Source organism: Streptomyces sp. NPDC096205, assembly GCF_044763135.1.
GTDB lineage: Bacteria > Actinomycetota > Actinomycetes > Streptomycetales > Streptomycetaceae > Streptomyces.
The window spans coordinates 149,825-162,658 of record NZ_JBIWFS010000011.1 but is presented as its reverse complement, the minus strand read 5'-3'; the positions used below and the strand labels follow the sequence as shown (position 1 = coordinate 162,658).

Genomic DNA, 12,834 nt, shown 5'->3' with positions numbered 1-12,834 from the left:
CCCCACGAGACAGAAGCGAGCCCCGATGTCCCCGAGCCGCGCCCGCACAGCCGTCAGAGCCACCGCCCTGGCCTGCGCCCTTGTCTGCCTGGGCACCGCGTTCAGCACCGCTGCCGCGTCCGCCCCGCAGCCTGTCGTCACCCGGGCCGCACTGGACCCGGCGCTCGTCGCCGGACGCGGTGCCCAGGTGGCCTTCGACGAACAGGAAGCGGAGAACGCCACGACCGACGGCCGGGTCATCGGCCCCGACCGCACGCCCTACACCCTCCCCTCGGAGGCGTCGGGGCGGAAGGCGGTCCGGCTCACGCCCGGCCAGTACGTCGAGTTCGTGCTGCCGCGCGCCACCAATGCGCTCACCGTGCGCTACAGCATCCCGGACGCCCCCGAGGGCGGAGGCATCACCGCACCGCTCGACGTCTCCGTCGACGGGCGGCACCGCCGGACCATGACGCTGACCTCGCAGTACTCCTGGCTGTACAACCAGTACCCGTTCACCAACGACCCCCAGGCCGACCTGCTGCACCCCGACTGGTGGATCACCGAGTGCGCGTGCGTCCCCGCCGGGACCACGCCGGCTCCGCAGATCAGCAAGCCTTTCCGCCCCACCCACTTCTACGACGAACAGCGCCTGCACCTCGGCCGCACCTACCGCTCGGGCGAGCGCGTACGCCTGACGATGCCCGTCGACAGCCACGCGGCCTGGACGGTGATCGACCTGCTCGACACCGAACTCGTCGCACCGCCCCGCGCCGTGCCCGGGGGCATCGACGTCCGGGCCTTCGGCGCCGACCCGCACGGCAGGCGGGACGCCGCGCCCGCGATCGAGCGCGCCATCGCTGTCGCCCGTCGCACGGACCGGCCCGTGTACCTGCCGCCCGGCACCTACCGGGTCGACCGGCACATCGTCGTCGACGACGTCACCCTCACCGGCGCAGGCAACTGGCACACCGTCCTCAAGGGCCGCGAGATCCCCCTCGACGGCTCTCACCACACCGGAGTCGGCCTGTACGGCAGGAGCGCGGAGCAGGGCGGCAGCCGCAACGTGCATCTGTCCGGCTTCGCCATCGAGGGCGACGTCCGTGAACGCATCGACGACGACCAGGTCAACGCCATCGGCGGCGCGCTGAGCGACTCCACCGTCAGCGGTCTGTATCTGCACCACACCAAGGTGGGCCTGTGGTTCGACGGCCCCATGACGAACACACGGATCACCGACAACGTCATCGCCGACCAGATCGCCGACGGCCTCAACTTCCACACCGGCGTGACCGATTCGCTGGTCCACAACAACTTCGTCCGCAACACGGGTGACGACGGCCTCGCCATGTGGTCGCAGCACACTGCCGACACGAACAACGTCTTCTCCGGCAACACCGTCCAGTCGCCGACCCTCGCCAACGGCATCGCGATCTACGGCGGCCGGGACAACACCGTCAGCGGCAACCTCGTCGCCGACCCCGTCCGCGAGGGCAGCGCGCTGCACGCGGGGTCCCGCTTCGGCGCGGAACCGTTCACCGGCCGGCTCCGCTTCACCGACAACACCACGGCACGGGCGGGCACCCTCGAACTCAACTGGCGGATCGGACTCGGAGCGCTCTGGCTCTACGCCCTCGACGGCGGCATCGACGCCGATGTCCGGGTCACCGGCGACCACTACCTCGACAGCATGTACAACGCGATCATGCTGGTCAGCGACTACGGCGTGAAGGACCGGTACGGCATCCCGGCGGTCCACTTCAAGGACATCCGTGTCGACGGTACGGGCACCTCGGTCGTCAGCGCCCGCGTGAAGGGCTCCGCGACCTTCGAGAACGTGGACGCCCGCAATGTCGGCGCCGTCGGCGTGAACAACTGCGGCTCGTTCAACTTCCCGCCCACCGGCTCGGAGTTCAGCCTCACCGACCTCGGCGGCAACGACGGCGGCTGGCTCACCGACCGGCTGCTGCCCAACACCCTCACCTGCGAGGACCGGCCCCCGGTGGTCACACCGCCGGCCCCCTCCCCTTGGTGACATCGCCGGCTCGCTCCCGCAATTTTCCGAGCGATCGCACGCAAGTTCTGCACCATCACTGCCAGATGGAACCCCACCCCCTGCGAGGTCCGATGAACACCCGCATATGGAGATCCCGGTGGCTCAGCGCCGCGATCACGACAAGCCTGCTGGCACTGGGCGGTCCGCTGCTGACCGCCCATGCGGCGGGCGGAGCGAACATCGCGCTCGGCGACACCGCGTCGGCGAGCAGCTCCCACTCCGAGTACGGCGCAGCGAACATCACCGACGGCAACCAGGGTACGTACTGGCAGAGTTCCGGGTCCGGCCTGCCGCAGTGGGTGCAGGCCGACCTCGGGACGGCCGCCCGCGTGGACGAGGTCGTCCTGAAGCTGCCGGCCGGCTGGGAGAGCCGGAACCAGACGCTCTCCGTCCAGGGCAGCGCCGACGGCACCAGCTTCACCACGCTGAAGACCTCCGCCACCTACGCCTTCGCCCCGGGCACGGGGAACACCGTCACCGTGTCGTTCCCGGCCACGTCTACGCGGTACGTCCGTGTCGACATCACCGCCAACACCGGCTGGCAGGCGGCCCAGCTCTCCGAGCTGGAGGTGCACTCGGCGGACGAGTCCTCCACCAACCTTGCCGCCAACCGCCCGCTGACAGCCAGCAGTTACACGCAGGTGTACACCGCGGGCAACGCGAACGACGGCAACCGGGCCACCTATTGGGAGAGCGCCAACAACGCCCTTCCGCAGTGGATCCAGGCCGACCTCGGGGTCACCCGGGCGGTCAACCGCGTCGTGCTGAAACTGCCGGCCGGCTGGGAGAGCCGCAGCCAGACCCTGAAGCTCCAGGGCAGCACCAACGGCACCGACTTCACCGACCTGAAGGCGTCGCAGGCCTACACCTTCAACGCGGCCGACGACAACACCGCGACCATCACCCTCGACACGGCCACCACCCGCTACGTCCGCGTCCTGGTGACCGCCAACACCGTCCAGCCCGCAGCCCAGCTGTCCGAGCTGGAGATCTACGGCCCGGCGACCGGCGACACCCAGGCCCCGACCGCGCCCGCGAACCTGGCCTACACGCAGCCCGCCACCGGCCAGATCCGCCTCACCTGGAACGCGGCCACCGACAACGTGGCCGTCACCGTTTACGACATCTACGCCAATGGCGAGCTGCTGACCAGCGTCGCCGGTGACGTCACCGTGTTCACCGACAACCGGCCCACCAACCAGACGGTGTCCTACCGCGTCAGAGCGCGGGACGCGGCCGGCAACCAGTCCGCCGACAGCAACACCGTCACCCGCATCGGCGACTCAGGCGACACCCAGGCCCCGACCGCGCCCGCGAACCTGGCCTTCACCGAGCCGACCAGCGGCCAGATCAGACTCACCTGGACCGCGTCCACCGACAACGTCGGGGTGAGCGGCTACGAGATCTACGCCAACGGCGTCCTGCGCGAGACCGTGGCCGGGAACGTCACCACGTACACCGACAGCCAGCCCGTGACGAGCACGGTCACCTACCGCGTCCGGGCGAAGGACGCGGCCGGCAACCGCTCGGGCGACAGCAACAGCGTGACCCGCAACGGCACCGGCGGCACCGGCTCCGACCTGGCCGTCGGCAAGCCCATCGACGCCTCCTCCACGGTGCACACCTACGTCGCCGCGAACGCCAACGACAACAACACCGCCACCTACTGGGAGGGCGCGGGCGGCAGCTACCCGCAGACCCTCACCGTCAAGCTCGGCGCCAACGCCGACCTCGACCGGCTGGTGCTCAAGCTGAACCCGGACAACGCGTGGTCCGCCCGCTCCCAGACGATCGAGGTCCTCGGCCGGGAACAGAACGCCTCCGGGTTCACCAGCCTTGTCGCCGCGAGGAGTTACGACTTCAGCCCGGCGAACGGCAACACGGTCACCGTCCCGGTCACCGGCCGTGTGGCCGACGTCCGGCTGAGGTTCACGGCCAACACCGGCGCCCCGGCGGGCCAGCTCGCCGAGTTCCAGGTCGTCGGCGTCCCGGCACCCAACCCGGACCTGGTCGTCACCGGCCTGACCACGTCCCCCGCCGCGCCGGTCGAGTCGGACGACATCACCGTATCGGCGACCGTACGCAACGACGGTCCGGCCGCCGCTCCGGCGAGCACGCTCGCGGTGCGCCTGGGCGGCACCGAGGTGGCCACCGCGCAGGTGGGCGCCCTGGCGGCGGGAGCGCAGACGACGGTCACGGCCTCACTGGGCACCCGTGACGCGGGCTCGTACGAGCTCAGTGCGGTCGCGGACAAGGCGAACGTGGTCGTCGAGCAGAACGAGACCAACAACACCTACACCCGGCCCACCGCCCTGGTGGTCAAGCCGGTGGCCAGTTCTGACCTGGTGGTCGGCCCGGTGAGCACCACCCCGTCCAGCCCGAGCGCCGGTGACGCCGTCACCTTCAGGGTGCCGGTGCGGAACCAGGGCACCGAGGCCAGTGCCGCCGGTAGCCACGGCGTGACACTCACCCTGGTCGACGGCAGCGGCGCCACGGTCAGGACCCTGACCGGCGCCCACTCCGGGACCATCGCGGCCGGTGCCACGGCCGAGGTGACGCTCGGTCCCTGGACCGCGGCCAACGGCTCGTACACCGTGCGCACCACCGTCGCCGCCGACACCAACGAACTGCCGGTCAAGCGCGAGAACAACACCTCCACACAGCCCCTGTTCGTCGGCCGCGGCGCGAACATGCCGTACACGACGTACGAGGCGGAGGACGGCACCGTCGGAGGCGGCGCGAGGATCGTCGGACCCAACCGGACCGTGGGCGACATCGCCGGTGAGGCCTCCGGCCGCAAGGCGGTGACCCTGGACGCGACCGGTGAGTACGTCGAGTTCACCACCCGCGCCGAGACGAACACCCTGGTCACCCGCTTCTCCGTCCCGGACGCCCCGGGCGGCGGCGGTATCGACACGACCCTCAACCTGTACGTCGACGGCGTGTTCAAGAAGGCCGTACCGCTGACCTCCAAATACGCCTGGCTGTACGGGGCGGAGACCGGGCCGGGCAACGACCCGGGCGCGGGCGCGCCGCGGCACATCTACGACGAGGCGCACATCCTGCTCGACGAGAACGTGCCCGCCGGCAGCAGGATCCGGCTGCAGAAGGACGCCGCCAACAGCGCCGCCCACTACGCCATCGACTTCGTCGACCTGGAGAAGACGGCCCCGGTCGCGAACCCGGACCCGGCCGCGTACGCCGTCCCGGCCGGCTTCACCCACCAGGACGTGCAGAACGCGCTCGACCGGGTGCGCATGGACACCACCGGCAAACTCGTCGGCGTCTACCTGCCGCCGGGCGACTACCAGACCTCCAGCAAGTTCCAGGTGTACGGCAAGCCCGTGCAGGTGGTCGGCGCCGGCCCCTGGTACACGAAGTTCCACGCCCCCAGCACCCAGAGCAACACCGACATCGGCTTCCGCGCCGACGCGACCGCCAAGGGCTCGCTGTTCAAGGGCTTCGCCTACTTCGGCAACTACACCTCCCGCATCGACGGGCCCGGCAAGGTCTTCGACTTCTCGAACGTCTCGGACATCACGATCGACGACATCTGGAACGAGCACATGGTGTGCCTGTACTGGGGCGCCAACACCGACCGGATGACGATCCGCAACTCCCGCATCCGCAACCTGTTCGCCGACGGCATCAACATGACCAACGGCTCCACCGACAACCATGTCGTCAACAACGACGCCCGGGCCACCGGTGACGACAGCTTCGCGCTGTTCTCGGCGATCGACGCGGGCGGCGCGGACATGAAGAACAACGTCTACGAGAACCTGAGCACCACCCTGACCTGGCGTGCCGCGGGCGTTGCCGTGTACGGCGGCTACAACAACACCTTCCGCAACATCCACGTCGCCGACACGCTGGTCTACTCCGGGATCACCATCTCCTCCCTGGACTTCGGCTACCCGATGAATGGCTTCGGCACCGACCCCACGACCTTCGAGAACATCTCCATCGTCCGCGCGGGAGGCCACTTCTGGGGCAACCAGACCTTCCCCGGCATCTGGATCTTCTCCGCCTCGAAGGTCTTCCAGGGCATCCGCGTGAACGACGTCGACATCGTCGACCCCACCTACAGCGGCATCATGTTCCAGACCAACTACAGCGGCGGACAACCCCAGTTCCCGATCAAGGACACCGTCTTCACCGACATCTCCATCACCGGCGCCCGCAAGAGCGGCGACACCTGGGACGCCAAGTCCGGCTTCGGCCTCTGGGCCAACGAGAAGCCCGAGGAAGGGCAGGGTCCGGCCGTCGGGGAGGCCACCTTCAACTGTCTGCGGCTGAGCGACAACGCGCAGGACATCCGCAACACCACCAGCACGTTCAAGCTGAACATCAACCCCTGCTGACCTGGGGGCCGACTCCCGGCTGAAGGAGACCAGCGCCTGCCGTCGCCCGTGCGGCGGGCGCTGGTCTCTTTTCCAGGTCAAGAGATCTCCAGGTGCTGGACGTGATCGTGTGATCGGGCGGCCGTGCGGGGTAGTCGGCCTGTGGACAGAGGTGTCGAAGGCGTGAACCGGAGGCCGGGATGCTGTCGCATACGTTGGACCAGCATGTGCTCGTGATCAGGGTGGACAGCGACCCTGGGACGGACGGGCGGGCCGAGCTGGTGACGGAGATCGACGGGCTCGTCCGTGCCTATCACCCGGCGCCCGTCGTGATCATCCTCGAGGACCGGGCCGCGACCGGCGCCGCACTCAGCGCCGTCCTCCTCGTCCACCGGACCTGCACCGCGCTGGGTGTGCTGTTGTCGGTCGTGACCTCCAGCGCCCCCGCCCGACGCGTGCTGGAGGCCAACGCCGACTCCGCCGGGACCCACCTGATCATCCACGCCCGCGCGGACACGGCCGTCACCACGGCGGCGCTGGCCGCGTTGGTCTGACTGCGGCGCGTGTGGTGGGCCCCTCCTGGGGGCACTCGGGGGCAAGGGACCCGGCTGGGCGTGTGTTCTTCCGCCGGGCCGACGCCGTCAAAGTCCCTGTTGCACGACGCCGTGTGTCGAGAAGCTCACCGCGCCGCCGCCGGCGAAGTCGCCCGGGGGGATTCCCGGGTGGTGGCCTTCGCCGGTGGCCGGGGTCTGGGTGCGGGGGCCGAGGGACAGGCGGGAGACGATGCGGTAGCGGTCGCCGCGGTAGACGGAATGGACGTACTCCACGGGCCGGTTGCGGGTGTCGGAGGTGAGGCGTTCGAAGAGGAGGGCGGGGGAGAGCTCGGGCACGTCGAGGAGGTCCGCCTCCGTGCGGGTGACGACGGTGGGCTCGATCGACTGGACGGCCTCGCTGACCTGGACGCCGTGCCGGTCCCGAAGGTGCTCGTACAGGTCGCCCTGCTCCAGCTCGTCCCGGCTCAGGCCGGGCACCAGGTCGGCCCGTACATGCAGGTGCTCGATGGCCATGGGGGAGCCGTCCACCAGCCGTAGCCGGGCCACGTAATGGATCTCCGCGGCCGGTGAGATGCGCAGCTTGCGTCCCACCCGGGCCCCGGCGGCCACCGTGCGGAACTCCAGCAGCTCGCTGGTCCACGTGCCGCCGGCTTGCGGCAGCGTGAAGGCGTTGCGGTCCGAGACCAGTTCCTGGGTGATCTTGGCCTCGGCGACGAACATGCCCCTGCCGTGCTCGCGCACCAGCAGTCCGGCCACGACGAGTTCGTCGACCGCGGCACGCAGCGTGGGACGGGACACCCCGAGCTCCGCGCTCAGCACGCGCTCGGAGGGAATGGCGTCCCCGGGGCGGCGTGCCTCGATGAGCTCGAGGATCGCCTCGCGGACCCGCTCGCGCTTCAGCATCGCACCGGAGGCGTCGATCTCCATGGGCGCCTTTCCTTCTCGTTCGGCGGACTGACCGGCCCTGACACGTACTGGTCATCTTAACTGGTCTGCTGGTCAATGGGGCTGTGGGCTGAGCGGCCGTGCGATCGGGGCTGAATTGTGCCACTCGTCGGTGAAAGGCCCTTGGCTGCAAGGGGGTTGACGCCCTCATTGGTCCATGCCATTTTCCTTCTCGTCGCGACTGGTCAACACCAAGTGGTCAACTGGTCAACTCCCCGAGGTGAATCGTGCGTCACCGTTCCCCCGTCCTGCTCGGCGCCCTGCTGCTGAGCACCCTGCTGGTCTCCTGCTCCTCCTCCGACAGCACGTCGGACAGCGCCGGCGGCGGCAGGACCGCCCTCGACGTCTGGCTGATGCGTGACAGCGTCTCGGACGCCTTCCAGAAGGAGTTCGAGGCGGGCTTCGAGAAGGCCCACCCCGACATCGACGTCCGGATCCAGATCCAGGAGTGGGAGGGGATCGGGGAGAAGGTGACCGCCGCCCTCGCAGGCAACGACGCCCCCGACGTCATCGAGGTCGGCAACACCCAGGTCGCCCAGTACGCCCAGAGCGGCGGCCTGACCGACTTCACCGACAAGGTGCCGGAGCTCGGCGGCGAGAGCTGGCTCAAGGGCCTCGCCGAGCCGGGCGCGTACGACGGCAGGCAGTACGGCATTCCGTACTACGCCGCCAACCGTGTCGTCATCTACCGCGCCGACCTGTTCCAGAAGGCCGGAGTGGACGCGGCGAGCATCAGGACGCGCGACCAGTGGATCGCCGCGACCGAGAAGCTCGACCGCGCCGGGACGCAGGGCATCTACCTGCCCGGGCAGAACTGGTACGCCTTGGCCGGGTTCATCTGGGACGAGGGCGGTGACCTCGCCGTCGAGTCCGGCGGCACCTGGAAGGGCGGGCTCGACAGCCCCGAGGCGCTGCGAGCCATGGCCTTCTACCGGCGTCTCCAGGCCCTGGGCAAGGGCCCCAAGGACTCCGACGAAGCCCAGCCGCCCCAGGCCGAGGTGATGGCCAAGGGCCGGATCGCCCAGATCATCGCCGCCCCCGGCGGCGCCGCCGTCGTGACGCAGAACAACCCCGCACTCGAAGGAAAACTGGGCTTCTTCCCCATCCCCGGCAAGACCCCCGACACCCCGGGCGCCGTCTTCACCGGCGGCTCCGACCTCGTCGTGCCCGCCGCCGCCCGGCACCAGAGCGAGGCGTACACCTTCATCGAGGAACTCACCGGTGACGCCTGGCAGAAGAAGCTCGCCGCGGCCATGAGCTACGTACCCAACAAGACCACCCTGGCCGGCGCAGTCTCCGCAGACCCCGGCGCCGCCGCCATGGCCGTCGGGGCCGCCAACGGCCACGCCACTCCCAACACGCCCCAGTGGGCCGCCGTGGAGGCGCGCAACCCCATCAAGGACTACATGACGGCCGTCCTCACCGGCCGCGACGCGCGGTCCGAGGCCGCCAAGGCGTCCCGGACCATCACCACCACCTTGAACAGCGCCTCCTGAACTCCCCTTCACCGCAAGGAGAAGCCGTGTCCACCGTCCGCGAGCGGTACGCGCCCCGCTCTCCCGTACGGCGCACCCCTCGGGCCGGCGCCCCGCGCCGCAGGGCCGCCGCCGACCGCGCCTCCGCGTGGCCGTACCTCCTCGTCGCGCCCGCGGTCCTGGGCATGCTGTACCTGCTGCTCTACCCCCTCGCCCGCGCCGTGGTGATCTCCTTCCAGGACTTCCGGCTGCGGCAACTGATCCTGGGTGACGCCGAGTTCGTGGGTCTGCGCAACTACCGGACCCTGCTGTCGGATCCGCGCTTCTGGGACGTCGTACGCCGCACCTTCCTGTTCATGGCCGTCAACGTCGTCGCCATCATGGTTCTCTCCACGCTGGTCGCGCTGATGGCCGAGCGCCTGGGCAGGGTCGCCCGGACGGCCGTCCTCAGCAGCCTGGTCCTGGTCTGGGCGGTGCCGGTGGTGGCCGCGACGACCGTGTTCCAGTGGCTGTTCCACTCCGAGTTCGGCATCGTCAACGAGCTGCTGACGGGCCTGGGTTTCACGTCGTACGAGAGCTATCCCTGGTTCGCGCACGGCGGCGCCGCGTTCGCCATCGTCGTCCTGCTCATCGTCTGGCAGTCCGTGCCGTTCGCCGCGATCACCCTGTACTCGGCCCTCACGACGGTGCCGGGCGAGCTGTACGAGGCCGCGCGCATCGACGGCGCCGGAGCAGTCCGCGTGTTCCGCTCGGTCACCTTCCCGCTGGTCCGGCCCCTGTTCATGCTCGTGCTGTCGCTGGAGGTCATCTGGACCTTCAAGGCCTTCGTCCAGATCTGGGTGATGACCCGCGGCGGACCGGGCGACGCGACCACCATCCTGCCGGTGTACGCCGTCCAGACCGCGCTCGCCGGCCAGCGCTACGACCTCGGCTCCGCGGCCTCGATGCTCACCGTCCTGCTGATGAGCGGCGTACTCGCCTTCTACTTCCGCCAGTTGTTCCGCCAGGAGGGAGAGCACCTGTGACCACGACCCGGCGCCACATCCGCAGACTGCCCCTGAACGCGGCCGCCGCCCTCACCGTCGTGCTCTGCCTGTTCCCCGTGTACTGGATGGTGGCGACCGCGTTCCGGCCGTCACGCGACATCCAGTCCTACGACCCGACCCTGATCCCGCGGGAATGGACCCTCGCCCACTTCCGCCGGGCCGTCGAGGCGGACGGATTCGCCCTGTTCTGGCGCAACAGCGTCCTCGTCACCCTCAGCGCCGTACTCCTGGCGCTGGTCGTCGCCCTCGGTGCCGCCTACGCGGTGGCGCGGCTGCGCTGGCGGGGCCGACGGCAGTTCATTCTGGCCGTGTTCATCGCCCAGATGGCGCCCTGGGAGTCCCTCGTCATCCCCGTCTACATCATCTCCCGCGACACCGGGATGCTCGACCGGCTGCCCACCCTCACCCTCGTCTACTTCATGATCACCCTGCCGTTCACGGTGGTCGTGCTGCGGGGGTTCATCGCCGCCATCCCGCCCGAACTGGAGGAGGCCGCGCAGGTCGACGGCTGCACCCGGCCGGGCGCGTTCCGCAGGGTCGCCCTGCCGCTGCTGGCCCCGGGCCTCATGGCGACGTCACTGTTCGGATACATCACCGCCTGGAACGAGTTCACGTACGCCAACTTCCTGATCATCAAGCAGCAGGACAGCCGCACCCTGCCCGTCTGGCTCTCCTCCTTCCAGTCCACGTTCGGCACCGACTGGGGCGCCACCATGGCCGCCTCCACCCTCTTCGCGCTGCCCGCGCTCGTCGTGTTTCTCGCGCTGCAACGCCATGTGACCAGCGGCCTCGCCGCCGGTTCCGTCAAGGGCTGAACCCCGTCTGACCGTCCCCTGCCGAGCGGAGACCTCTCTCGTGGAACGCCCAAGCCACCGGCCCGAGTTCACCCTGGTACCCCGCCCCCGCAAGCTCTCCCCGCGCCCGGGCCGCTTCCGCCTCGACGCCCGCACCCGGCTGCGCGTCACGCCCGGCGCCGAACCGGCCGCCGCCCTGCTGCGCGGCTATCTGGAGCCGCCTATGGGGCTGCGCCTGGAGCACTCCGACGAGGGCGCCTTCGTCCTCGCCGTGGACCCCACCCTGGCCGGGCTCGGCGAAGAGGGCTACGGCCTGACGGTCGGACCGCACGGCGTGCTGCTGCGCGCCGCCCGCCCGCTGGGCCTGCTGCGCGGGGTGCAGACGGTCCGTCAACTCCTCCCGTACCAGGCTCTGTCCGCCGCACCGCGGCGCGTCACGTCCCTCGAACTGCCCGGGGTGGAGATCACTGACGTACCGCTGTACCCGTGGCGCGGCGCGATGCTCGACGTGGCCCGGCACTTCCAGCCGGTGTCCTACCTGCGGCGGTACGTCGATCTCCTGGCGCTGCACAAGCTGAACGTGCTGCACCTGCACCTCACCGACGACCAGGGATGGCGGATGCCGGTCGCCGCCTACCCCCGGCTCACCGAGGTCGGCGGCCGCCGGGCCGAGTCGATGGTCGGACCGGCGGGCAGCACCCGCTTCGACGGAAGGCCGCACGGCGGCGCATACACCCGCGCCGAACTCATCGACCTGGTCGCTCACGCGGCCCGGCGCGGGGTGACCGTCCTGCCGGAGGTCGGCGTCCCCGGCCATGTCCGCGCCGCGCTCGCCGCCCACCCCGAACTCGGCAACGACCCCGAGCGGCGGCTCGACGTCTGGACGCACTGGGGGGTGTGCCCCAACGTCCTCGGCGTCGGCGACCACGTCCTGGACTTCTTCCGTACGGTCCTGGACGAGGTCATGGACGTCTTCCCCGCCCCGTACGTCCATGTCGGCGGCGACGAGTGCCCCACCGACGAGTGGGAGCGCAGCCCGGCCGCGCTCGCCCGCGCCGCCCACGAGGGACTGCCCGGGCCCCGCGCCCTGCACGGCTGGTTCCTCGGGCGCATCGCCGACCATGTGGTGCGCGCGGGCCGGCGCCCCGTCGCCTGGGCCGAGAACGGCACCGAACTGCCCCTGGACTGCACCGTGATGACCTGGCGCGAACCCGGACACGCCTGGGCCGCGGCGCGCCGCGGACACCAGGTCGTGCACGCCGACCACCGCACCACGTACTTCGACTACGCCCGCAGCACCGGCCCGCAGGAACCTCCCGCCCAGCCCGGAGTCGTCGTCGACCTGCGGACCGTGCACCAGCTCGACCTCGCGCCCCTCGCCGACCGGGTCCTCGGCGCGCAGGGGCAGCTGTGGACCGAGTTCGTCACCACACCCGAGCACATCGAGTACCTGACCTACCCGCGCCTGTGCGCCCTGGCCGAACGCGTCTGGCATCCCGCCCGGGACTGGCAGGACTTCCACCGCCGTCTGACCGGACACCAGGCGCGGCTGAGGGCTCTGGGCGTGCCGTACGACAGTCCGCCGGGGCGGTCGCTCGGCGCGGCGGGCTGAGGCGGGCCGGGCGACCGGCGACGGGGGTGAGGC

General features: G+C 70.3%; 8 protein-coding genes. 7 read left to right on the top strand and 1 reads right to left on the bottom strand.

Going from position 1 to position 12,834, the window contains the following annotated elements; all coding sequences use genetic code 11:
• Positions 1–25: 25 nt before the first annotated feature.
• From ACIQ6Y_RS34710 to ACIQ6Y_RS34700, 3 genes are all read left to right on the top strand, one after another.
• Positions 26–2,011 carry a glycosyl hydrolase family 28-related protein gene (locus tag ACIQ6Y_RS34710; protein WP_404045450.1) on the top strand — a complete coding sequence of 662 codons (1,986 nt, stop codon included), beginning with the start codon at positions 26–28 and terminating at the stop codon, positions 2,009–2,011.
• A gap of 92 nt (positions 2,012–2,103) precedes the next feature.
• Positions 2,104–6,396 carry a discoidin domain-containing protein gene (locus ACIQ6Y_RS34705; RefSeq protein WP_404045448.1) on the top strand — a complete coding sequence of 1,431 codons (4,293 nt, stop codon included), beginning with the start codon at positions 2,104–2,106 and terminating at the stop codon, positions 6,394–6,396.
• A gap of 212 nt (positions 6,397–6,608) precedes the next feature.
• Positions 6,609–6,929, top strand: a complete 321-nt coding sequence (locus ACIQ6Y_RS34700) for a hypothetical protein (RefSeq protein WP_404045445.1) — start codon at positions 6,609–6,611, stop codon at positions 6,927–6,929.
• 87 nt (positions 6,930–7,016) lie between these two features.
• Here the strand turns inward: ACIQ6Y_RS34700 and ACIQ6Y_RS34695 are convergent, their stop codons facing one another.
• On the bottom strand, positions 7,017–7,856 hold the full coding sequence (locus ACIQ6Y_RS34695) for a GntR family transcriptional regulator (RefSeq protein ID WP_404045443.1): 840 nt from the start codon (positions 7,854–7,856) through the stop codon (positions 7,017–7,019).
• Positions 7,857–8,140: 284 nt separating this feature from the next.
• Here ACIQ6Y_RS34695 and ACIQ6Y_RS34690 point away from each other — a divergent pair, with 284 nt between their 5' ends.
• From ACIQ6Y_RS34690 to ACIQ6Y_RS34675, 4 genes are read left to right on the top strand one after another with little or no spacing between them, the layout of a single operon-like run.
• Positions 8,141–9,370 (top strand): extracellular solute-binding protein, encoded by a 1,230-nt coding sequence (locus ACIQ6Y_RS34690; RefSeq protein WP_404045967.1) that lies wholly within the window; start codon positions 8,141–8,143, stop codon positions 9,368–9,370.
• Between the two features lie 26 nt (positions 9,371–9,396).
• Positions 9,397–10,374, top strand: a complete 978-nt coding sequence (locus ACIQ6Y_RS34685; protein WP_404045440.1) for a carbohydrate ABC transporter permease — start codon at positions 9,397–9,399, stop codon at positions 10,372–10,374.
• Positions 10,371–11,210: a carbohydrate ABC transporter permease gene (locus tag ACIQ6Y_RS34680; protein WP_404045437.1), complete on the top strand. Its 840-nt coding sequence runs from the start codon at positions 10,371–10,373 to the stop codon at positions 11,208–11,210. The genes ACIQ6Y_RS34685 and ACIQ6Y_RS34680 overlap by 4 nt, the downstream gene beginning before the upstream one ends.
• 40 nt (positions 11,211–11,250) lie before the next feature.
• Complete coding sequence (locus ACIQ6Y_RS34675) at positions 11,251–12,801, top strand: beta-N-acetylhexosaminidase (RefSeq protein ID WP_404045434.1); 1,551 nt, start codon at positions 11,251–11,253, stop codon at positions 12,799–12,801.
• Positions 12,802–12,834 lie beyond the last annotated feature (33 nt).